Raw genomic sequence first — 21,806 nt, 5'->3', positions numbered from 1 at the left:
GGGTGCGCCACCCGCACGGCCTTGTCGTGCGGGCGTTGCGGCAGGGTGTCAGCACGGTGACAGGGGTGACAGTGCCCGGTGATACCGCCCAAGTGGGGCTGTCCGGGCGGAGAAAGGGAGGTGCTTGGACCCGGAAGAGAACGGCCGGGGCTAGCCCCGGCCGTCTGACGCAGGCGTCGCGGTTCAGCCGCGGCCGTCCAGCGTGCAGATCGCGCGGTAGTACTCGGGGCGGCGGTCGCGGAACACGCCCCACGCGCGGCGCTTGGCGGCCAGTGCGTCAAGGTCGAAGGTCGCGGTGAGCACCGCGCGGCTCACCGCGTCGGCCTCGGCCACCAGTTCGCCTTCGGCGCCGGCGATGAAGCTTCTGCCGTGGAAGGTGTCGCTCCAGTTTTTCCCCCACTCGGTGCCGACCCGGTTGCTCGCGATCAGCGGCATCAGGTTGGCGGCGGCGTGGCCGCGCTGGCAGATTTGCCAGTGGTCGGCCGACTGGATGCCCGCGTCGTGCGGTTCGCTGCCGATCGCGGTCGGGTAGAACAGCAGCTCGGCGCCATTCAGTGCCAGGCAGCGCGCGGCTTCGGGGAACCACTGGTCCCAGCAGATGGCGACGCCGATCTTCGCGTAGCGGGTCTGCCACACCGGAAAGCCCTTGTCTCCGGGCGAGAAGTAGAACTTCTCCGTGTAGCCCGGGCCGTCCGGGATATGCATCTTGCGGTAGGTGCCCAGCACGCTGCCGTCGGCGTCGATCACCGCGACGCTGTTGAACTGGGTCTGCCCGGCGCACTCGAAAAAGCTCACCGGCAGCACCACCGCCAGTTCGGCGGCCAGCGCCTGGAAGCGCGGCAGCCACGGGTGGTTTTCCAGCGCGTGGGCGCGCTCGTTGTAGTTGGCGTCCTGGTCGATGCAGAAGTAGGGTCCTTCGAACAATTCCTGCAGCAGGATGACCTGCGCGCCGGCCGCGGCGGCCTCGCGCACCAGCGCCTCGGCGTTGGCCAGGTTGGTTTCCAGGTCGGGTGTGCACGCCATCTGGGTGGCGGCGACGGTCACGTTGCGCATGAAAGTCTCCTCTTGAAGTGGTCGGCATTGTAAGGCGTCTGGCGGGCTTTGAAAGCGCATGGGCGCATGCATGCAAATGCTATTTTATTTGACCTCGATCAATTCTATTTGCATCAAATATTGGATAATTTTCGCAATCACAGAGAGTGGGTCAATAGAAAAAATATATTGCGAAATTCTATCAACCTCATAGGAAACCACTATGAACTACCGCCGCGCTTCCCGCCTGTTATTGCCCGCAGGCCTCTTCGCCGCCCTGGCTTCTTCCTCCGCGATCGCCGCCCCTGCGACCGACGTGTCCATCCTGGCGACTGCGCGCGCGATCTTCGCGCCGCTGCCTGCGTCGGCACCCAACCCGGACAACCCGGTGACGCCGGACAAGGTGGTGCTTGGCAAGCAGCTGTTCTTCGACGCCCGTCTCTCCAAGGGGGGAACGGTCAGCTGTAACAGCTGCCACAACCTGGCGACCTACGGCGTCGACAACCTGTCGTTCTCGATGGGGCACAAGGGGCAGTTTGGCGGCCGCAACTCGCCGTCGGTGCTCAACGCTGCACTGCTCAAGCCGCATTTCTGGGACGGCCGCGCCAAGGACGCCGAGGAGCAGGCGAAGGGCCCGATCATGAACCCTGTCGAGATGGCGATCCCGCACGAGGCGTACGCAGTCGAGCGCATCGCGTCTATCCCCGAGTACCGCACGCAGTTCGCCCGGGTCTTCCCCGGCGACAAGCAGCCGGTCAGCTACGACAATATCGCCAAGGCGATCGCCGCCTTCGAGCGCACCTTGCTGACGCCGGCGCCGTTTGACGCGTGGCTCAAGGGCGACGCCAAGGCGCTGAGCGCGCAGCAGGTCCGCGGCGCCAAGACCTTCATCGACAAGGGCTGCGTCGCCTGCCACGCCGGCGCGACGCTGGGCGGCGACAACCTGTTCAAGTTCGGCCTGGTGCAGGGGCCGTACAGCAAGTTCACCGGCGTGCCGAACAAGGATGCGGGCGTTTACGATATCAGCAAGAAGGAGGCGGACCGCGACGTGTTCCGCACCCCGTCGCTGCGCAACGTCGCTCGCACTTACCCGTACTTCCACGACGGCAGCGTGTGGCAGCTGGACCAGGCGATCCGCGTGATGAGCCAGACCCAGCTTGGCCTGAAGCTCACCGACAACGAGGTGGCCGACGTCCAGGCCTTCCTCGAATCGCTGACCGGCACCATCCCGGCGTCTGCGCTGCAGTTGCCGGTGCTGCCGGCGTCGACCGCAGCGACCAGCAAGCCCGACAACAGCTAAGGGAAAGCGCACATGAAAACGGACGCCATCAAGGCGTCCGTTTTTTTTGCTCAGGCGGCGAGCTTCTTCGCGACCTCGGCGAGCCGCTTGCCCTGTGCGATCGCCAGCCGGCGCTCGGCCTCGCTGATCGGGTGCTCGTTCTTCAGCCCGGAGACGTGGCTCGCGCCGTACGGGGTGCCGCCGCCTAGGGTCGCGGCGAGGTCGGGTTCGCTGTACGGTAGGCCGACGATCAGCATGCCGTGGTGCAAAAGCGGCGTCATCATCGAGATCAGCGTGGTCTCCTGGCCGCCGTGCATCGACGCGGTGCTGGTGAACACGCAGGCGGGCTTGCCGGCGAGGGTGCCGGCGAGCCACTCGGCGCTGGTGCCGTCGATGAAGTACTTCATCGGCGCGGCCATATTGCCGAAGCGGGTCGGGCTGCCCAGCGCGAGGCCGGCGCATTCGGCAAGATCGGCGCGCTCGACGTAGGGCGCGCCCTCGTCGGGGATGGCCGGCGCAGTCGCCTCGCACACGGTCGACACCTTGGGCACGGTCCTGAGGCGGGCGCGGCAGCCCTCGATCGAGTCGACGCCGCGTGCGATCAGGCGCGCCAGTTCGCGCGTCGCGCCGTGCTGGCTGTAATAAAGGACCAGGATCTCCTGCATGCTTGCTCCGTAGGCGTTACCATTTATGGCAACATCTTACCATCGAGCCGCCATGCCCCTGTCCCTCCTGCCGCGTCTCGCAGGCTTCGCCCGCTTCGTCCTCGCGCGCATGATCCGCCTTCGGCTGATCCAGGTCGCCGGCAGCCTCACCTACACCACCTTGCTGTCGCTGGTGCCGCTGCTCACCATCGCGCTGACGGTGTTCGCCGCGTTCCCGGCCTTTTCCGAGTACAGCAACCGCTTCAAGGTGCTGCTGCTGACCACGCTGGTGCCGGAGTTCGCCGGCAAGGTGATCACCGTCTACATGCGCGAATTCACCGAGAACGCCGCCGGGCTCACGCTGTTCGGCGTGCTGTTCCTCGCGCTGACCTCGGTGATGCTGATGGCGACCATCGAGCGCACCTTCAACGCGATCTGGAGCGTGAACAAGCCGCGCCCCTTGCTGCACCAGGCGCTGGTGTACTGGCTGGTGCTGTCGCTGGGGCCAGTGGTGCTCGGCGGCGGCCTGCTCGCGTGGCGCTGGCTGTTCAAGGTCACCGCCTTCGAGCGGATCTCGCCGCTGTTGGACACTGCGGTGCAAAGCGCGGGATCGGTGTTGCTGACCACGCTGGTGCTCGCGTTTTTCCTGCGCATCGTCCCCAACCGTTTCGTTCCGCTGCGCGACGCGCTGGTCGGCGGCGCGCTGACCGCCGTGCTGCTCGAGGCGGTGCGCGCGTTGTTCGGCGTGTATATCGGGCAGATGGGGTCGTACCAGACCATCTACGGCGCCTTCGCCAGCATCCCGATCTTCCTGCTGTGGGTGTTCCTGCTGTGGATGGTGGTGCTGGGCGGCGCAAGCTTCACCGCCTCGCTCGCGTACTGGGAGGGTGATGCCTGGCGCCGCCGCAACGAACCCAGACGGCGTTTCCTCGACGCGATCGAGGTGCTGCTGTTGCTCGACGCGGCGCAGGAGACGGGCGGCGCCCTGAGCGCCCGCGCGCTGCGCGCCGAGGTGGCGGTCGGCTTCGACGAGCTGGGCTGGGTGCTCGACCGCCTGTCGGCAAACGGGCTGGTCGAGCGTACGCAATCGGGCGACTGGGTGCTGGCGCGCCGCCTGTCGACGGTGACGCTGGCCGAATTGTTCGAGCGCTTCGTCTACCGGGGCGGACAGGCCGACGACGCGGTCGCGCGCGAAGTCGAAGACGTGTTCGCGCCGTTCTCTACGACGCTTTCCAGCATCACGCTGGCCGACTTCGCGCGCCGCGTGCGGCAGAAATAAGCCGTATCGTCGTAGTAGGCGGCGTCCCGGTTGGCGTCGTCCCAGCCGGGGATGCCCAATAGCGGCAGCGGCGCAAGCTCGCGCGGCCGGGTCAGCCACGCGTCGTCGCAGAGCGCGGCGGCGAGCGCGGCGTCCAGCCGTGCGGTGCGCTGCGCGTCGGTCAGCGCGAAGTAGCCGGCGTCGACCGTCACCGGCAGCGCCTTCGCGCACCATAGCCGGTGAGGGGTCAGCCCTTGCTCGAACACCGCGTGGCCCAGTACGCGCACCTCGATCTCCTTCCCCCACGCCCCGCGCGCGTCGACGAACAGCGCGCGCCAGTCCATTTCGACCAGCGCGTCCAGCAGATCGGGGCGGTGGGTGACGACCAGCACGCCGCACTCGTCGAGCAGCGTCGCCGCGTCGCGCAGTGGGCCGCGCTGCACTTCGCCGCGCCCGATCGCCCGCACATGGCGCGCGTTGAGTTCGGCCTTGGCCCGCGGCCACGCAAGCCATGAGAGCGCGCCGAACCAGTCGTGCCAGTTGCGGCTGCGCGTCGGCACTTCGCCGGTGGCGCCGATATGGCTTTCGTAATAGGCGACGGGCTCAAGGTCGCTGACGAAGCGCAGCCCGTCGGGCAGGCGGATGCCCGCCGCGCACGCACGCGCGAGCAGCGCGTCGTAGCCTGCCTGGTCCGGCCACTCGGGTAGGCCGTCCAGCAAGGGCGCGAGCGGGCGCAGCGTATCGTAGAAGGGCTGCGCGGGCAGCACGCAGAAGGGGAAGAGGTCGGGGCTTGGTGCGCTCATGCCTGCATTGTCGCCGCAAACCCCGTTTGGGTCATCCGCCGCTCCATCGCGTGCCGGATGCCGGTTTTGACCCGCCGTCCGTTTAGTTAAGCGCCCATCGAGCCCGCTGCGTGCCGCCCTTGCGAGCCCCGCTCAGGGAATGATGGTCATGAACAGGTAGACGGCAAACAGGACCAGGTGGACCATCCCCTGCAAAATGGTGGTCCGCCCGGTGCCCAGCGACAGGGTGGCGACGATCAGCGACAGCATCAGCAGCACCATGGACTTGGCGTCTATGCCCATCGCCAGCGGCCAGCCGTTGGTGATGGAGACGATGGCGACCGCCGGGATGGTCAGCCCGATGCTGGCGAGCGCCGAGCCCAGCGCCAGGTTGAGGCTGGTCTGCAAACGGTTGGCGCGTGCGGCGCGGACGGCGGCCAGCCCTTCGGGCAACAGCACGATGGCGGCGATGATGACGCCGACCAGCGCCTGCGGCGCCCCCAACTGCGCGACGCCTGTTTCGATCAGCGGAGAGATGGCCTTGGCCAGCAGGACGACGGCCGCCAGGCCGATCACCAGCAGCGATGCGCTGATGACGGCCACGCGCCGCGACGGCATTTGTGCATGGGCGGACGCCGCGTCCGTGTCATCGGCCTGCTCGCTCAGGAAGTAGCCGCGGTGGCGCACGGTCTGGACGAACACGAAGGTCGCGTACAGCACCAGCGACACCACGGCGATAAAGCCAAGCTGGCCTGGGCTGTAGAACGGGCCGGGTTCCGATGTCGTGTAGTTGGGCAGGATCAGCGTGAGCACGACAATCGCGGCGAGCGTGGACAGGGCCGCGTTGACGCCCAGCAGGCCGAAGCGCTGTTCCCCGAAGCGTTTGCCGCCGGTCAGCAGGCACAGGCCGACGATGCCGTTGAGGATGATCATCACGGTTGCAAAAACCGTATCGCGCGCGAGCGCTGACGTCGCTTCGCCGCCGCCGAGCATCAGGGTCACGATCAGGGCTACTTCGATCGCCGTGATCGCCCCGGCCAGCACCAGCGTGCCGAATGGCTCACCGATCCGGTGTGCGACCACTTCGGCGTGATGCACTGCCGCCAACACGCCGGCGAGCAGGCCGGCGGCCAGCAGCAGCGCGTAGACGCCGGCCTGCACGAACAGGCTGCCGGCCAGCAACAGCCAGCCGGCCAAAGGCGTGAGCAAGGTCCACAGGGGAAGCAGCGGCGGGTTTTTGTGCATCAGGTCCTTCCAGCGTCAGCTTGGGTACAGGTAAAGGCGCAGGCGGGCGGCACTGCCTGGCAGGCCGACCCATGCCCGATTGACCGCCACAAGTGTACCGAACCTGGTTTTCGCCGTGCGTAGCCGGTGGCGGGCAATTCCCTACATCGGGCTTTTCACGCCGGTTTTGACCAGCAGCCAGTTCATCGGGTATGCGGTGACAAAGCCGCACGCCATCGCCAGCTGCATCATCAGCCAGAACGCAGGCTCGGTCGGGTGCAGCGGGCCGAACACGCCGAAGATCGCGAAGCCCATCCAGCCGTACATGCCAACCTGCCACGCGGACAGCGAGAAGAAGTCGACCTTCAGCGCGCGCCATACCAGGGCGGCGCCGGTTTCCGGCACCATGCCGAGCAGCCCGCCGTACTGGAAGCCGACGCCGATCACGAGCGCGAGCAGGTAGGCCAGCGTCCATTCGCCGAATACCGGGCTTGCCAGCACCAGAAAGGGTGCGGCGGCGAACAGCCACGGCGTGACGAGGTCGGCCAGCGTGCAGCCGGCGCCGCAGTGCAGGGTGCCGGCGACGATGCTCTGCCAGAACGGGCGCTTGGGCATGCCGTGGTGCATGCCTGCCATGCCATGGTCTGCCATATTGGCCATGTCGTGATGCATGCCCGCCATGTCGTGGCCGGTCATGTTGGACATGTCGTGGTGCATGGCACCCATGTCGTGTCCTACCATCTTGCCCATGCCGTGGTGCATGTCGCCCATCCCGCCCGGGGCCTGCGCCGGCGCATCGGCAGAAATGCGCGGCTTGCCCCCGTTGCCGATCGCGCGGTACGCCCAGATCGCCAGCGGGCCGGCCCACAGCGCGTTGACCGGCCACACCCACAGCATGATCTTCATCATCGGCGGCGGGCGGTGGCGCTGGTCGAGCGCGATATACAGGCAGCAGATCACACCGATGGCGATGGTCAGCCAAGCGAGCGGGGCAAGGGATTCGACAGTCATGGGACTCTCCGCCATTCCAATCCCGTCGTTATAGCCGGCGCCGGTGTCGATTGCCCCCCGCTCACGCCCGTGCCAGCCGCCTTGCCTGGGGCAGCAACGCGGAGAGCGCCAGCGCGAGGGCGCTGGGCAGCAGCCAGCCCAGGCCTTGTGCGAACAGCGGCAAGCGGCTGCAGGCGGCCAGCAGCGCGCCGTCCAGGAGCCCCGCCGCGTTGAGCGCGTCGGCCAGTCCCAGCAGCGTCGCAACCGGCAGCGTCAGCGCGCTGGCGAAGGCGGGGGCGGGCAAGCGCCCTTTAAGTGCATGCAGCACGACCAGGGCGATGGCCGGCGGGTAGATCAGGAACAGCACCGGCACGGTGACGCGGATCAGCTGGTCGAGGCCGAAGTTGGCGACGACCACCGTCGCCAGCGAGCACACCACCAGCGCGCGCGGGTAGGCGAGCGTCGGGAAGGTGCGCGCGAAGTAGGCGGCGCTCGCGCTGGTGACGCCGACCAGCGTGGTCAGGCAGGCGAGCAGGATGATGCCCGCCATCAGCACGCTGCCGGCCGGGCCGAACAGCGCGTCCACGTAGCGGGCGAGGATCTGCCCGCCGTTGGCGGCGCCCTCGGCGGCCGCGCCGGCCGTCGCGCCCAGGTAGAACAGGCACAGGTAGAGCAGGGCGAGCAGCACGGCCGAGATCAGGCCGGCCCTGGCGGTGACGCGCGCGACGTCGCGGCTGCGGGTGACGCCCTTGAGCGCGAGCATCTGCGCGACCAGCGCGCCGAACGCCATCGCGCCTAACACGTCCATCGTCTGGTAGCCGCTGACCAGCCCGTCGGCGGCGGCGGTGAGTGCATCGGCGGTGCCGGTCGCCCCGACCGGCGAGACCGGCGCGACCAGCACGCCGGCGGCGACCGCGGCGAGCAACAGCAACAGCGCCGGCGTCATCACGCGGCCGATATGGTTGATCAGCGACCCCGGGCGCAGCATGAACCACAGCCCGCATGCCCCGAACGCGCAGGCGAACACGAGGCGGGTCGCGTCGTGCGTGGGCAGGCCCAGCGGCAGCGCGCCCAGTTCGTACGCGACGTTGACCACCCGCGGCATCGCGAAGGTCGGCCCGATCACCAGATAGAGCGCACACCAGAACAGGGTGGCGGCCCACGCCGGCAAGCCGCGCGACAGTGCCTCGCCGTTGCCGGCGGCGGCGACCACCAGCAGGGTCAGAAACGGCAGGCCGACGCCGGTGACGATGAAGCCGAGCGCGGCGGCCAGCCAGTGGCTGCCGGCCTGGTAGCCGGCCATCGGCGGGAAGATCACGTTGCCCGCGCCCAGAAACAGCGCGAAAACCATCATGCCGAGTACGGCGGTGTCCTTGTTGCCCAACATACAGTCTCCAGTAACTGTGATGCCGGCCTGCCTGGGTGGGGAGCGATGCGTTGCCGACCGGACCCCTGGGTCCAGGGGTCGGCGGTGTGAGGCCTTTATCCCTGGACGCCGTGCGCCAGGATAATAATGAGGCCGGAAAGGGACGCGCGCGCCACGGCGCGGCACGCGAGCGGCGTGTCGGCGGTGTGGGGCGGGAACTGGGTGTTCATGGCGCGTCCTTGCGGGTTGACCTGTCCATCAAACCGCAAGGAGGCCGGCCTGCGCAACGGGGCAGCGCCGCGATTAGCACGAAGTTTGCGCCAGATCAGCAGAGGACGCGGGCAGCTGCTTTTGCATGAACACGCTCAGGGGATCGTCGCGGTAGCTGCCGAACGGGCCTCGCCGCTGGTAGCCGCAAGCCGCGTACAGGCGCAGGGCTTCCGGCTGGAATGGGCCCGTTTCCAGCGTGAGCCAGCGCGTACCGCGCTCGGCCGTGCGCGTTTCGAGCAGGCGCAACAGGCGCCGGGCGACGCCCTGTCCGCGGTTTTGCGGGCGGACGTACATCCGCTTCAGTTCCCCGTAGTCCGGCGTGAGGATCACGGCGCCGCAGCCGATGGCGCTCCCCGCGCCGTCGCGCGCGACGGCGAACAGGACATTGGGCGACTTGAGCGCGGCCAGGTCCAGCGCGTGCCGGCTCTCCTGCGGATAGAGCGTGTCCTGATAGGCGTCCAGCGCCGCGATCAGGGCGATGACCTCGGCCTGGTCCGGCGATTCCAGCGTGATGTGCATGGCGCCCCTTCCTGTTGTCGCATGGCGGCTTGGTGTTGGGTGGGGCCAGCAGGAAAGGTGCCTGCAATGGGGCGTCGCCGCGGCCGGAAGGCCGACAAAAAACCCGCAGAGCCTTGTGCTGTGCGGGTTTCGTGGGCTTGTCCGAACTGTCGCGGACGTGTTGTTGGTGCCCCCGGGTGGAATCGAAGAGGGAATCTGCGATCTCTTCAAAATCAATCGGTTAGCTTCATGTCCACTTTGGCCGGTGTAACAGTTCAGGTGGTAGGGTTGGAATCTTCTGCGAGCAGTGTACAGCAAGTTGGGGCAGTGCTGCGCTGTGCCGATAGGCTTGCAGAATCGCACGCAGCGAGCCTCTGAGAGCTTCGGGTACCCAACCCCAGCCTGAATGCAGAAGAACGCAGCAGATAGCGATCATGTGGTATTTTCAGGCTGCTTAACGATATACAAAAAAATATAATAAGTAACAGACAAGGGAAGGGGGCAAAGCAGGGCGTCCCTGAAATGTGGCGAAAATTTACGAAGCCGTATTCATGCAGCGCATATCAGCCACTTCCCCCCGTACCCGCCTTACTGCCCCCAGCTGACTGATCCACAAAGAGCTAAGCGGGGCTTGCTCCTTGGCAGATCTCATGCACCGACACCCTCCGCGAACAGCAGAGAGAAGCCAATTTGATCCCAGTGGATACGATGCCCGCACACCCGGTAATCGTTGAACTGTTCAGGTGTAGCTGTAGCAAGGCAGGGGAGTAAAGCCGAGGGATAGCGGATAGCCGGGGCGTTTCCCTTGCTGATAGTCACGAAGTCATTTTCACGAACAACTGAGACAGTCTGAGCCATTGTCGCTTCCCCCATTGTATGTGTTTGCTACTCACTAATGAATTTAGCATATACAAACTTTGTTACAAGTGTGTGATGACACCTTTGTTACTGGGCATGAGTGGGAAAGAGTGCGGTGTCGGAAAGGATTACCTTTTGCACATCCCCTGCAATGTGCCATTTCTAAGTGTAGGAAAGTACGTTTACAAATTATGAACAGTGTCGGATAATTGCACCCAACTTATCGCCATAAACGACCAACGAATCGAGGGGGACAGCACCATGCCAGTAGTTGCCTACCTGCGGGTTTCCACTGACGACCAGACCATCGACAACCAACGTATGCAGATCGAGGCCAAGGGATACAAGGTCAGCAAGGCGTTTGCAGACGAAGCGGTCAGCGGTTCTACCAGTGCCAGCGAGCGCCCTCAGTTCAAGGCGATGCTGGAATATCTGCGGGAAGGTGACACGCTCGTAGTTGCTGCTATCGACCGACTTGGGCGGAACACCATTGACGTACTCTCGACCGTGGAGGCCCTGAAGAATAAGGGCGTCTCAGTTGTCAGCCTGCGTGAATCCTTCGACCTGACTACTTCAATCGGGCAGATGATGCTCACCATGCTCGCGGGTCTAGCCCAGATGGAAAAAGCCATCATTGCAGAGCGTAGGGAGGCCGGTGTGAAACGCGCACGGGCTGAAGGTAAGCACATGGGTAGGCCACGAAAGGTCAGCCCAGACGTGATCCTGAGCGCCCTAACGGTCAATGAAGGAAACGTCAGTAAAACGGCTAGGGAATTGGACGTTGCACGGGCTACGGTCATCAGGACTCGCGATATTGCAGCAGGAAAGAAGGTAGCGAAATGAGCAGCAAAGTGAAGAAGGGCGGCAAGCACAACATCAAGTCGGTGCGTATTGACGAGATTGACGCGCATATCAGCAACCAGATCCGAAATCCGGATGCGCTGAAGTGGAACGAGAAACATACCCGTCCTGCTGACGAGGAGCGCCACATCGAGGAACTGCTGAAGGAGCTGAAGACCAGCGACAAGGCAACCCGATTCAAGAAGCCGTTGCAGGTTGTCATCAATGACCAGAACCCGCAAAAGCCCTACGTCCTGACCGATGGGTTTCACCGCTATGAAGCGTACAAACGGCACACCAAGCGGTCGGACTACAAGGTGCCCGTTGTGGTCATCGAGGGCGGACTCGAAAAGGCGAGGCTGATAGCGCACCAGAATAACACCGAGCCGAAGCTAGGCATGACCAAGAGCGAGACCGTGCAGAGTGCCTGGGAGCGGATTGCGGAAGGTGCTGTTGATGGTCTGTCGCTGCGGGAGGCTGCACTGGAGTTGAGGATCAGCAAAAGCCAAGTCAGCAAGATGCGGGATGTCCTGAAACAGATCCGCGAAGGTGATCTATTGGGAGAACCCCAGCCAGACTACGGCAAAGATGGCGACCATCTGTTGTGGCGTAAGGAGGTCAAGAAGCTGCTACGCGGTGGGGAAGACTTCGAGTTGCCCGAGGAGAAGCACCCTGTTGCAGATGCACTGCTCAAAAAGTGGCGGGAGCAGATCATCGAGCATGCCCAGAATGGAGAGCCGGAATGGTTCCTCAAGCAGGCCGATCGGGCGCTGCATATGGCACTGGAAGAAATCCTTGAGGATGACGATATGCGGCTACGGACAGTCGTTGATGCGGTCATCGAAGAGTCAGACTTCTAAACAGGGCTACACGATTATGCGCATGCGCTAAGTCACGATTAGTTGCCACTATTTGAATCGGTTGGAATGCCTGAGAGTCAATGTAATCAATGGTTTCATGGTTTTCCTGCCGGTCTGCATGGCGTCCATTAATGGTATGTATGGACAGGGAATCCGTGGCTGGGTAATTGCATCGCATCGGATTGGTCGGTTCCATCAGTTTGCACACCTAGTCGAGAGCGGCTCATATTGGCCCGAAGCTGACAGTCGGCTCTTTGGAAAGTGGACGATTAATGTGTTGGGTAATCGGCCTCCGGAGCCGCGAAACGGCGGAGGGAACCTGCAAGTGCAGCTTGCAGTCAGTCCGTGTTGACCGAGAGGTTAGACACTCACCGCTTATGGGTCGAGTGACAAGAGATCACGTTCTAGGTCAGAGAATGTGCGCCAACCAAAGGTGACTACTGCGTCATATGCCAGATTGCGAAGCTTGTAGTCGCCAAATACGGGATTGACTTCGGTGGCAAGCTTATTGAAACAGTTTTCGACGGGCAGCGTAAAGGTGCCGTCCTCCCAATGAAGGGCCTGATTTCGAGCTTGCCAGATGACTTCGGCGAGCGATTGCGATCCGATATTGCGGCCAGCGGGGCAACCATGCTTTTGACGGCCATACTGCAGCGCGATCCCTTGTTTAGCGTACTGCAAGAGGCTTCCAGCAAGAGCACTCAACGAGATTTCTTTCGCGGCCAGCAAGTTTGTAAGCTGCTGTAGCTCTTGGTCTTTGTGGTAGCGATCCTTGTCGACACCGAAGTACGTATCCCAGTGAATTGCAGTCGCAAGCATTGGGTCGTCGTCCCATTCATCAGAAAACTTAGCAACAGCTTCCGCTTGTGCATAACCCGCGTGCGTTGCCTCGGTTAGGCGGGCCACACTCTCGCGTAGGTTTGCAACGTGGTCATGCTCGCTGTGTAGGTCGGCTATGACCGTCTCCACTGCGTGGTGGATTTGTGGAAGATAATCTCGAAGCCTCATTGCCTGCTTTCCTTCATAGTGGGCAGTCGTTGCGATGCTGAGGAGTGAATGCCTAACGTTTGAGCCCAGGGCCGTTGCGCATGTAGCAAATTGTTATGCCTAGTTCACTCGTACGCTTGCGTGAACACCAAGCTCCGAAAGCAACTCCCTTTGTCTTTCGGCCGAAACGATAGGGGCGTTGCAAGTGTTGTGAATCTCGCTGATAGAGTCAGACTTCTTCTCCATAGCTTTCTGGAGATTCTCAAGACATCCTTTCAGAAGCTGCGCTGGGTCCGCTACACGTTGCTTTGAAAACTCGACCAAGTACCACGCTTGGTCAGTGATTTCGAAGAATTCGCCGACCAATACACAACCGGACTGTTCTTTGTCGATGTGCATGTGGAGCTTTCGTCCCTGCTCCGTTTTGATCTGGATGTCCTGAAGCAGTTCTTGCCAAAGGTTAATGATGATTTCCACCACGGCCTCCTATTAGGCATAACGTAAAATAGACGGCATTACTGCCGCATAAAACTGGCCGAGTGCCATATATCCTGGATAGCACGTCAGCCATGAAGCCTTGCCGGTGCAGGCGAGCAGAAGATTCCAGGCAATATCTACGAGAATAGATGACCGTCATACGTGGCAAAGCCAAATGACGTAGGTATTATGCCAGCCGCACTCTTGGCTGTCATCCTGTGAGCTTCTCTTGCCTACGGTTGCTTTGGCGCAATGTCCCCGACGTCCGCTTCTGGCCGATTGCTGCCTATTGGCCTCACTTAGATCGCCAAGTGAAGTCGAGTTGTAGGTCGGGATATTCCAGCTTTGCCATCCACGTAGCCAGCGATTGCAGTGAGAGGCCATTGCCGTAAGTCGATCCTACATCCCCCGCGCTATGTCCCGTAAACGCATCATGGACATCCTTAGGTATGCCTGAGTTGCGAGCAGCGTCTTTGAACGTGTGCCGGAAGGAATGGAACACCTTGGTTGAAGGCATGTTCAACGGAGACTTGCGAGCGAAGCGCCCATACCACTTCGACCACATCACCGTGTACGTGCCATGTTTACTTGCATCAAGCAAATGGAATAGTCGCTGGTGTCCTTGCTCGCGTTGGTCAGCAACATAGTCCAAGAAGCCCAGTCGCAGCAGTTCCGGGTGTAGGGGAATGAGACGGCGAGACGAGTTGGTTTTGACGCTCTGACCCTCTTCGGCATCCGAAATGGCGATGTAATGAATCTGATCGCGTTCGCGGACATCATTGCAAAGTAGTTGACCCAATTCTTCCAAGCGGGCACCCGTGAACAGCCCTAGCAGTGGCAACCAGAAGGCAGCTTCACCGCGTCCAGCTTTCGGCCTTTCTCCCTTGCGGAAGATGGTGGTGCTGAAGATGGCGTTCAGGTCTTCGAGCGAATACGGTTGTCTGCTTGGGGCGCTGTTGGCGGCCTTTGCAAGGCGTACACCAGTGGCCGGGTTGCGTGCAATGATGTCGTTATCCAGTGCCCAGCCGAGCAGGCTCCTGATCGCGGTCAGATGTTTTTCAACCGTGGCCGGGGAGTATTCCTTGGCAACCAGCCAGTCTTTGAAGGCAACCACGTGGCGCTTCTCGGTTTGCTCGATGGAGATGCCCGGGTTCAAGTCAGCGAAGCGGTCAACGTACAACTTCCATTCCGCCAAGGTTTTGCTGCGCGGTGCCCGCTCGTTAGCCCAGCGTTCAAGCAGGTCAGGCCACGAAGTCCCATTCTTGGAAGATGCTGCTGGATTGACGTTAAGCGCGGTATGTTCCGGGCGGGGAGGGATGGGTACCACATCGCCAGCATGTGCAGCTTTAGCCTGCTGGATGGTGTGGCTCATCGCTTTTGATACGTTCAGCAAAACCTCACGGTACGCAGGCGTTTCCCGATCAGGAAGGGCGATGTGTAGTACGCCTGCCCATTCTTCCAATACAGCCGCCACTGCCCGAAAGTTGCCACGGGTGAACTGCTTGCGCGATGCGCTATCAACGGCAGCTAGCAGTGCCTCGAACTCGTCGTACTCTGCATCGCTGATCCCTTGGACTTTTCGCGATTCCATGAACGAAAGCACGGCATGGCTGAACGTCTGTTGTATTTGCTCGTAATGAGCGAGGGTCAGCTCCGAAGCCGGTATGGCTGGAGTGGTGACGGACTGCTGAATGGATGCCCACTCACGGTCAATCTCTACGGCTTTTTCGCGGGCAAGACGTTCCGCCTCCTTGGGATCTTTCGTTCCAAGCGAGAAGCACACTTCTTTACGCCCGATGGCTGCTTGGAGTGCGAGGGGGACTTTCCTGCGGAAGTAGTAAACGCCAGAGCGGCGGGTCAGGTAGTTGGTCTTTGGCACTGCAATCATCCCGCGAGTGTAACACCCACGTGTAACACCAGCGAGATGTAAGGGGTTGATTTGTATGGAAATTCATGCAAATCAACCACTTGGCAGTGGAGTGGTGCCCCCGGGTGGAATCGAACCACCAACTGCCCCTTAGGAGGGGGCCGTTATATCCATTTAACTACGGAGACGGGCAAAGCGGTCAGGCCTGACGGTCGACGGCCTGGTGCGCGAGGTCGACCAGCGCACGCTTGGCGTCGGAGTCCGGCAGCGCGGCGATCGCGGTGATCGCCGCGTCGGCGGCCTTTTCGGCCTCGCTGCGTGCGTAATCGAGCGCGCCGCAGGATTGTACCGCAGCGAGCACTTCCGGGAAAAGCGCGCGGTCGGCGTTTTCGATCGCCCTGCGTACCAGCGCGGCGGCGTCTGTCCCGCCCTGGCGCATGGTGTAGATCAGCGGCAGGGTGGGCTTGCCTTCGGCCAGGTCGTCGCCGAGGCTCTTGCCGATGGTCTCGGCGTCGCCCGAGTAGTCGAGCACGTCGTCGATGATCTGGAAGGCGGTACCCAGGTGCATGCCGAAGGCGGCCAGCGCGTCGGCGTGTGCGGCCGGGGCGCCGGAAATCAGCGCGCCGACGCGGGCAGCGGCTTCGAACAGCTTGGCGGTCTTGTAGCGGATCACCGTCAGGTACGCGTCTTCCGAGACGTCGGTCTCGCCGATGTTCAAGAGCTGCAGCACCTCGCCCTCGGCGATGATGTTGGTGGCCTCGGCCATCACCTCGAGCACCTGCATGCTGCCGCTTTGCACCATCATCTGGAACGCGCGGGTGTACAGGAAGTCGCCGACCAGGACGCTCGCGGCGTTGCCGAACAGCGCGTTGGCGGTCTGCCGGCCGCGGCGCATGCCGGACTCGTCGACGACGTCGTCGTGCAAGAGCGTTGAGGTGTGGATGAACTCGATCATCGCCGCCAGCCGGTACAGGTGTTCGCTCTGGCAGCCGCAGGCGCGGCCGGCGAGCAGCACCAGCGCCGGGCGCATGCGTTTGCCGCCGGCGCCGATGATGTATTCGGCCATCTGGCGGATCAGGGCGACGTCGGAGTGCAGGCTTTCGCGGATGACTTGGTCGACCGCCTGCATGTCTTCGGCGATCAGGGTACGGTAGAGATGCTGGGTCACGGTACTGGCTTCGGGGTGACGGTTGGCCGGTCGGTTCAGGCCGATGATGTTAACAGAAAGGCCCTACCCCCGCCATGCTCCCCGCATTAGCTGGGCGCGGGGCGGAAAAATTGACAGGATTCAGTCACTTGCGTATAGTCTCGTGCTCTCTCCGCACTGCTTCGGTGCGGGAGCCAGAATCAGGAGCTTATCGAATGTATGCGGTCGTAAAAACCGGTGGCAAGCAGTACAAGGTTGCTGTCGGCGAAAAACTCAAAGTAGAACAGATACCTGCAGACATCGACAGCCAAATCGTACTTGAAGAAGTGCTGATGGTCGCTGACGGTGAACAGGTTGTTGTCGGTACCCCGCGCGTGGCTGGTGCCACCGTACAGGCCACCGTCGTTGCCCATGGTCGTGGCGAGAAGGTCCGCATCTTCAAGATGCGTCGCCGTAAGCACTACCAGAAGCATCAGGGTCACCGTCAGAACTACACCGAAATCCGCATCGACGCGATTTCGAAGTAAGGAGCATAAGTCATGGCACACAAGAAAGCTGGCGGTAGTTCCCGCAACGGTCGTGACTCCGAAGCCAAACGCCTGGGCGTGAAGGTTTACGGTAGCGAGCTGATCCCGGCAGGTTCGATCATCGTTCGTCAGCGTGGCACCCGCTTCCACGCCGGCGAAAACGTCGGCCAGGGCAAGGACCACACCCTGTTCGCCAAGGTTGACGGCTACGTGCAGTTCACCACCAAGGGTGCACTGAAGCGCAAGACCGTTTGCGTTGTTCCGTACACCGGTGTAGACGCCGAGTAATCCCGGCCTCTGTCCGAGAAGCCCTATCCTGCGATAGGGCTTTTCTTTTTTGTTCAAGGCGCAAGGCGCGAGTCGCTGCCCATGCGGCGCTTCACCCCTGACGCCTTAAGCGCGAGGAGTACACATGAAATTCATCGACGAAGCCCGCATCGAAGTCATCGCGGGCAAGGGCGGCAACGGCGCCGCCAGCTTCCGCCGCGAGAAATACGTGCCGTTCGGCGGCCCGGACGGCGGCGACGGCGGCAAGGGCGGCAGCGTCTACGCCGTGGCCGACGAGAACGTCAACACGCTGGTCGAGTACCGCTTCGTCAAGAAGTACCTCGCGCAGCACGGCGAGCGCGGCCGAGGTGCCGACTGCTACGGCAAGGGCGGCGACGACATCGAGCTGCGCATGCCGGTCGGCACGGTGATCACCGACGCCGACACCGGCGAGCTGGTCGCCGACCTGACCCACCACGGCCAGCGCGTGATGATCGCGCGCGGCGGCAAGGGCGGCCTCGGCAACATCCATTTCAAGAGCTCGACCAACCGCGCGCCGCGCCAGTGCACGCCGGGCGAAGAGGGCGAGGCGCGCATGCTCAAGCTCGAATTGAAGGTGCTCGCCGACGTCGGCCTGCTGGGCATGCCCAACGCCGGCAAGTCGACCTTCATCCGCTCGGTGTCGGCCGCCAAGCCGAAGGTGGCGGACTACCCGTTCACCACGCTGCACCCGAACCTGGGGGTGGTGCGCATGCCGGACACCAAGAGCTTCGTGATCGCCGACATCCCGGGGCTGATCGAGGGCGCGGCCGACGGTGCCGGCCTCGGCCACCGCTTCCTCAAGCACCTGCAGCGCACCGGTCTCTTGCTGCACATCGTCGACGTCGCACCGTTCGACCCGGACGTCGACCCGGTGCGCGAGGCGCGCGCCATCCTCGAGGAGCTCAGGAAGTACGACGAGGAACTGTACGCGAAGCCGCGCTGGCTGGTGCTCAACAAGCTGGACATGCTGCCGGAAGACGAGCGCGAGCTGACGGTGTCGGCCTTCCTCGAGGCGTACGGCTGGAAGGCGGGCGAACCGGACGACCGTTTCGGTTTCGACGCCGATACGCCGCGCGTGTTCGCGATCTCGGCGCTGACCGGCGAGGGCACCCGCGAGCTGACCCGCGCGATCATGGACTACCTGAACGTGCGCCGCGAGCGCGAGCGCGCCGAGCGCGAGGCCGAGGAGCGTGCTGCCGCCGAGGCCAAGGCGGCCGCCAAGGCGGCGCGCGCCGGCATCCTCAAGCCGTCGGCCGAATAAGCCGGTTTCAGGTAGGACAAAGCCCCCGCAGGTTTACACCTGTGGGGGCTTTTGTATGGGCGCGTGCCGTTTACCAGCCGCGGTAGTACTCGCGGCGGATCTCGCGGCGCGCCTCGCGCTTTTCCTTCTGCACGTCGAAGTAGGCGCGGGTCTTGGCCTGGCGCACTTCGCGGATGCCTTCGCGGATGGCCTGGCGCTTCTCCCACGGCGTGTCGGCTTCGTAGTAGTCGCGGGCCGCCTCGCGCTTCTCGGCGATCACCTCGCGCGCACCGTCGCGCTTGGCGCGTTCCACCTCGTAATAGCCTTCGCGCATCTCGTGGCGCACCCCGCCCCAGTTGGCAGCCAGCGCACCGCCGGCACAGGTGGCGAACAGCAGGGTGATCAGCAGTTTCTTCATGTTGGCGTTCCGCGTTTGTTTTCGATGAACGCATATTGGTAGTAATCGATCTTCAAGTGAACGGGTTGTGAACAACTTCACAGCTAAGCCCCTCATCCTCCTATGGAAAATAGTTGGCAGCTATCGAACCATAGGCGCATAATGCGAATCATTGTTATTTGCCTATTGGGATGAATCATGCAGCAGACGCATCTGGGGAATCTGGCACCGGGACAAAAGGCGGTGGTGCGTGCGTTGACGCAGGCCGCAGCGCCGTTCAGGCGCAAGTTGCTGGCGATGGGGCTCACCCCCGGCTGCGCGCTCGAGGTGGTGCGCGTCGCGCCGCTGGGCGACCCGCTCGAACTGTCGCTGCGCGGTTTCTCCTTGTGCCTGCGCCGCGCAGAAGCGGCCGCTATCGAAGTCGAGGTGCGCGCATGAACAGCGTCTGCCTGATCGGCAACCCCAACTGCGGCAAGACCACGCTGTTCAACGCGCTGACCGGCTCCCGCCAGAAGGTCGGCAACTGGCCGGGCGTCACCGTCGAGCGCAAGAGTGGCCGCCTCAAGGGCTGCAATGTCGAGGTGGTCGATCTGCCCGGCACCTACTCGATCGAGGCGGGCGAGGTCGGCGTGTCCGAGGACGAGCGCATCGCGCGCGACTACCTGCTTGCCGGCAATGACGCGCTGATCGTCAACGTGGTCGACGCAGCCAACCTGCAGCGCAACCTGTTCCTGACTTTCCAGTTGCTCGACCTCGGCCGGCCGATGCTGGTCGTGCTCAACATGATCGACGCGCTGGAAGAGGGCGGCCACACGGTCGACCTGGAAGCCTTGCAAGCGGCGCTCGGCTGTCCGGTGCTGGCGGTGTCCGCCAGCCGCGGCCGCGGCGTCGACGCGGTGGCCGAGTCGATCGAAGCGGGCGCCGCCGCACCTCAGCTGCCCGACCCACAGCCGACGCTCGCAGGCAGTCTGGAACACTGGGTCGCCGCCCGCCAGGCGGCCGAGCCCGGCGTCAGCCGTGCCGAACTGTGCGCGCGCGTCCTGGACGGACGTGCGCCGGACGCGCCGCTGCCGGCGGGCGAAGACGCCGACATCGTGCTGGCCAGCAGCCGCTACGACGCGATCGACGCGCTGTGCGCGCGGGTGCTTGAGCGCGCGCATGTGGCGAGCAAGACGCTGACCGCGAAGATCGACCGCTGGGCGCTCGGCCGCGTCAGCGGCGTGCCGCTGTTCCTCGGCGCGATGTATCTGATGTTCCTGTTCGCGATCAACCTGGGCGCGGTGTTCATCGACTTCTTCGACATCGCGACCGGCACCTTGCTGGTCGACGGCAGCGCGCACCTGCTCGAGGGGGCCGGCGCGCCGGCGTGGCTGACCGCGCTGGTGTCGAACGGCATCGGCGGCGGCATCCAGACGGTGTCGACCTTCATCCCGGTAGTCGCCGCGATGTTCCTGTGTCTTTCGTTCATGGAAGACTCGGGCTACCTTGCGCGCGCGGCGGTGGTGGTCGACCGCGCGATGCGCGCGATCGGCTTGCCGGGCAAGGCCTTCGTGCCGATGCTGGTCGGCTTCGGCTGCAACGTGCCGGCGATCATGGGCACCCGCACGCTCGACTCGTCGCGCGACCGGCTGACCGCGATCATGATGATGCCGTTCATGTCGTGCGGCGCGCGCTTGCCGGTGTACGTGATGTTCGCCGCGGTGTTCTTCCCGCAGGACGGGCAGAACGTGGTGTTCGCGCTCTACCTGCTCGGCATCGCGGTCGCGGTGCTGACCGGTTTCGCGATGAAGCACAGCGTGCTTGCCGGCGAGGCGTCCCCCTTCGTGATGGAGTTGCCGCCTTACCGGCTGCCGACTCTGCGCGGCATGCTCACGCACAGCTGGCACCGCCTGCACGGCTTTATCGTGCGCGCCGGTAAGACCATCGTGCTGGTGGTGATGGTGCTGTCGCTGTTCAACTCGCTGGGCACCGACGGCAGCTTCGGCAACGAAGACAGCGAGGCGTCGGTGCTCTCCGCGACCGGCCGCGCGCTGACGCCGGCGTTCTCGCCGATGGGGGTGAATGCAGAGAACTGGCCGGCGACGGTCGGCCTGTTTACCGGCATTTTCGCCAAGGAGGCAGTAGTCGGCACGCTCGACTCGCTGTACGGCAGCCTCGCCCGTGCCCATGCGGGTGACGAGCCGCAGGACGCCGGCTACGACCCGCTGTCCGGTCTCTCCGACGCAGTGGCGAGCGTGCGCGACAATTTCCTGGGTCTCGCGTCGGCGGTGACCGACCCGCTCGGCCTGTCGGTCGGCGACCTGAGCGACCGCGAGGCGGTGGCCGAGGAGCAGGGGGTCGACGCGACCACCTTCGGCCAGATGCAGGCGCGCTTCGGCAGTGCTTCGGCCGCCCTCGCCTATATGGTGTTCATCCTGCTTTATACGCCGTGCGTGGCCGCGCTGGGCGCGGTGGTGCGCGAGGCGGGCGGGCGCTGGGCGCTGGCGGTCGGCGTGTGGTGCTTTGCAATCGCGTGGAGCGCGGCGACCATCACCTACCAGGCGTCGCGCCTCAGCAGCGCGCCGGCCGCAGCGGCAGGGTGGATCGGCGGGGTGCTTGCGCTGCTCGCGCTGGGTTTCTGGCTGCTGCGCCGCTTCGGCGAGCGCGGGGCGCCGGCCGCTGTGCCGGTTGCCGAGGGCAGTTGTTGCTCGAAGGGCTGCTCGTGCTGACCCGGCTGCGCGACCTCCTGCGCGCGCGGCCGGCGCTGACGCTCGCCGAGGCGGCCGCGTTGATGGGGCTGCCTGCGTCGGCTGTCGAGCCGATGCTTCAGACTTGGGTGCGCAAGGGCAAGGTGGCAGTCAGCGGCGCATCGTGCGGCGGTGGCTGCAGCGGTTGCGCCAGCGACGACTGCCGCGTCTACCGCTGGCAGGAGACGCCCGTACGAGCGGTCATCCCCTTGCGCGTGGTGTAGGGCC

22 protein-coding genes, 1 tRNA gene and 1 pseudogene are annotated in these 21,806 nt (G+C 63.9%); 10 read left to right on the top strand and 14 right to left on the bottom strand.

All coding sequences use genetic code 11. The features are described 5' to 3' along the window. Positions 1-183: 183 nt before the first annotated feature. Positions 184-1,053 carry an N-carbamoylputrescine amidase gene (aguB, locus tag GZH52_RS11640; protein WP_163316633.1) on the bottom strand — a complete coding sequence of 290 codons (870 nt, stop codon included), beginning with the start codon at positions 1,051-1,053 and terminating at the stop codon, positions 184-186. A gap of 202 nt (positions 1,054-1,255) precedes the next feature. On the opposite strand from aguB, the gene GZH52_RS11635 reads away from it, so the two are divergent. Beyond that, positions 1,256-2,332, top strand: coding sequence for a cytochrome-c peroxidase (locus tag GZH52_RS11635; protein ID WP_163316632.1), 1,077 nt, complete (start codon positions 1,256-1,258; stop codon positions 2,330-2,332). A 50-nt stretch (positions 2,333-2,382) separates the two neighbouring features. Here GZH52_RS11635 and wrbA read toward each other — a convergent pair whose 3' ends face one another. Beyond that, the gene (wrbA, locus tag GZH52_RS11630) at positions 2,383-2,976 is read right to left on the bottom strand and encodes an NAD(P)H:quinone oxidoreductase (protein WP_163316631.1); all 594 of its coding nucleotides are present in this window, start codon (positions 2,974-2,976) and stop codon (positions 2,383-2,385) included. A gap of 52 nt (positions 2,977-3,028) precedes the next feature. Between wrbA and GZH52_RS11625 the strand changes: the two genes are divergently transcribed. Then, complete coding sequence (locus GZH52_RS11625) at positions 3,029-4,234, top strand: YihY family inner membrane protein (RefSeq protein WP_163316630.1); 1,206 nt, start codon at positions 3,029-3,031, stop codon at positions 4,232-4,234. Between the two features lie 41 nt (positions 4,235-4,275). On the opposite strand, the pseudogene GZH52_RS11620 reads toward GZH52_RS11625, so the two are convergent. The 6 genes and pseudogenes from GZH52_RS11620 to GZH52_RS11595 form a co-directional block, all read right to left on the bottom strand. Continuing rightward, a pseudogene (locus GZH52_RS11620) lies at positions 4,276-5,016 on the bottom strand (DUF3025 domain-containing protein); the annotation flags it as partial. 132 nt (positions 5,017-5,148) lie between these two features. After that, on the bottom strand, positions 5,149-6,240 hold the full coding sequence (locus GZH52_RS11615) for a calcium:cation antiporter (RefSeq protein WP_163316629.1): 1,092 nt from the start codon (positions 6,238-6,240) through the stop codon (positions 5,149-5,151). Positions 6,241-6,381: 141 nt separating this feature from the next. Then, a complete protein-coding gene (locus GZH52_RS11610; protein ID WP_203525733.1) occupies positions 6,382-7,230 on the bottom strand; it encodes a DUF4396 domain-containing protein in 849 nt (282 codons plus the stop codon). 61 nt (positions 7,231-7,291) lie between these two features. Beyond that, positions 7,292-8,596: a branched-chain amino acid transport system II carrier protein gene (gene brnQ / locus GZH52_RS11605; protein WP_163316628.1), complete on the bottom strand. Its 1,305-nt coding sequence runs from the start codon at positions 8,594-8,596 to the stop codon at positions 7,292-7,294. Between the two features lie 282 nt (positions 8,597-8,878). Beyond that, positions 8,879-9,364 carry a GNAT family N-acetyltransferase gene (locus GZH52_RS11600; protein ID WP_163316627.1) on the bottom strand — a complete coding sequence of 162 codons (486 nt, stop codon included), beginning with the start codon at positions 9,362-9,364 and terminating at the stop codon, positions 8,879-8,881. Between the two features lie 627 nt (positions 9,365-9,991). After that, the gene (locus GZH52_RS11595) at positions 9,992-10,201 is read right to left on the bottom strand and encodes a DUF2442 domain-containing protein (protein WP_163316626.1); all 210 of its coding nucleotides are present in this window, start codon (positions 10,199-10,201) and stop codon (positions 9,992-9,994) included. A gap of 261 nt (positions 10,202-10,462) precedes the next feature. Here GZH52_RS11595 and GZH52_RS11590 point away from each other — a divergent pair, with 261 nt between their 5' ends. Both GZH52_RS11590 and GZH52_RS11585 read left to right on the top strand, forming a co-directional pair. Beyond that, positions 10,463-11,044: a recombinase family protein gene (locus tag GZH52_RS11590; RefSeq protein ID WP_163316625.1), complete on the top strand. Its 582-nt coding sequence runs from the start codon at positions 10,463-10,465 to the stop codon at positions 11,042-11,044. Further along, entirely contained in the window at positions 11,041-11,901 is an 861-nt protein-coding gene (locus GZH52_RS11585) for a ParB N-terminal domain-containing protein (RefSeq protein WP_163316624.1), read from the top strand. Before GZH52_RS11590 ends, GZH52_RS11585 begins: the two co-directional genes overlap by 4 nt. A 375-nt stretch (positions 11,902-12,276) precedes the next feature. Here GZH52_RS11585 and GZH52_RS11580 read toward each other — a convergent pair whose 3' ends face one another. The 5 genes from GZH52_RS11580 to ispB form a co-directional block, all read right to left on the bottom strand. Then, complete coding sequence (locus tag GZH52_RS11580; protein WP_163316623.1) at positions 12,277-12,909, bottom strand: hypothetical protein; 633 nt, start codon at positions 12,907-12,909, stop codon at positions 12,277-12,279. 99 nt (positions 12,910-13,008) lie between these two features. Further along, positions 13,009-13,365 carry a hypothetical protein gene (locus GZH52_RS11575; protein WP_163316622.1) on the bottom strand — a complete coding sequence of 119 codons (357 nt, stop codon included), beginning with the start codon at positions 13,363-13,365 and terminating at the stop codon, positions 13,009-13,011. A gap of 295 nt (positions 13,366-13,660) precedes the next feature. Continuing rightward, positions 13,661-15,244 (bottom strand): DUF6538 domain-containing protein, encoded by a 1,584-nt coding sequence (locus GZH52_RS11570; RefSeq protein ID WP_163316621.1) that lies wholly within the window; start codon positions 15,242-15,244, stop codon positions 13,661-13,663. 101 nt (positions 15,245-15,345) lie between these two features. Next, positions 15,346-15,420 (bottom strand) — tRNA-Arg (locus GZH52_RS11565). Positions 15,421-15,431: 11 nt separating this feature from the next. Beyond that, positions 15,432-16,400 carry an octaprenyl diphosphate synthase gene (ispB, locus tag GZH52_RS11560; RefSeq protein WP_163316620.1) on the bottom strand — a complete coding sequence of 323 codons (969 nt, stop codon included), beginning with the start codon at positions 16,398-16,400 and terminating at the stop codon, positions 15,432-15,434. 194 nt (positions 16,401-16,594) lie between these two features. Here ispB and rplU point away from each other — a divergent pair, with 194 nt between their 5' ends. From rplU to obgE, 3 genes are all read left to right on the top strand, one after another. Continuing rightward, positions 16,595-16,906 (top strand): 50S ribosomal protein L21, encoded by a 312-nt coding sequence (gene rplU, locus GZH52_RS11555; RefSeq protein WP_163316619.1) that lies wholly within the window; start codon positions 16,595-16,597, stop codon positions 16,904-16,906. Between the two features lie 12 nt (positions 16,907-16,918). Continuing rightward, positions 16,919-17,194, top strand: coding sequence for a 50S ribosomal protein L27 (gene rpmA, locus GZH52_RS11550; protein ID WP_136552754.1), 276 nt, complete (start codon positions 16,919-16,921; stop codon positions 17,192-17,194). A gap of 124 nt (positions 17,195-17,318) precedes the next feature. Continuing rightward, positions 17,319-18,476 (top strand): GTPase ObgE, encoded by a 1,158-nt coding sequence (obgE, locus tag GZH52_RS11545; protein ID WP_163316618.1) that lies wholly within the window; start codon positions 17,319-17,321, stop codon positions 18,474-18,476. 70 nt (positions 18,477-18,546) lie between these two features. Here the strand turns inward: obgE and GZH52_RS11540 are convergent, their stop codons facing one another. Further along, positions 18,547-18,873: a hypothetical protein gene (locus GZH52_RS11540; RefSeq protein ID WP_163316617.1), complete on the bottom strand. Its 327-nt coding sequence runs from the start codon at positions 18,871-18,873 to the stop codon at positions 18,547-18,549. A 177-nt stretch (positions 18,874-19,050) separates the two neighbouring features. On the opposite strand from GZH52_RS11540, the gene GZH52_RS11535 reads away from it, so the two are divergent. From GZH52_RS11535 to GZH52_RS11525, 3 genes are read left to right on the top strand one after another with little or no spacing between them, the layout of a single operon-like run. Continuing rightward, positions 19,051-19,290, top strand: a complete 240-nt coding sequence (locus GZH52_RS11535) for a FeoA family protein (RefSeq protein ID WP_136552761.1) — start codon at positions 19,051-19,053, stop codon at positions 19,288-19,290. Continuing rightward, the gene (gene feoB, locus GZH52_RS11530) at positions 19,287-21,560 is read left to right on the top strand and encodes a Fe(2+) transporter permease subunit FeoB (protein ID WP_163316616.1); all 2,274 of its coding nucleotides are present in this window, start codon (positions 19,287-19,289) and stop codon (positions 21,558-21,560) included. Before GZH52_RS11535 ends, feoB begins: the two co-directional genes overlap by 4 nt. After that, on the top strand, positions 21,536-21,802 hold the full coding sequence (locus tag GZH52_RS11525; protein ID WP_163316615.1) for a FeoC-like transcriptional regulator: 267 nt from the start codon (positions 21,536-21,538) through the stop codon (positions 21,800-21,802). Before feoB ends, GZH52_RS11525 begins: the two co-directional genes overlap by 25 nt. Positions 21,803-21,806: the final 4 nt, after the last annotated feature.

The sequence above is a fragment of the Crenobacter caeni genome, assembly GCF_010435965.1.
GTDB classification, from domain to species: domain Bacteria; phylum Pseudomonadota; class Gammaproteobacteria; order Burkholderiales; family Chromobacteriaceae; genus Craterilacuibacter; species Craterilacuibacter caeni.
The sequence above is the reverse complement of the archived record's forward strand: the minus strand, read 5'-3'. Positions and strand labels throughout refer to the sequence as shown.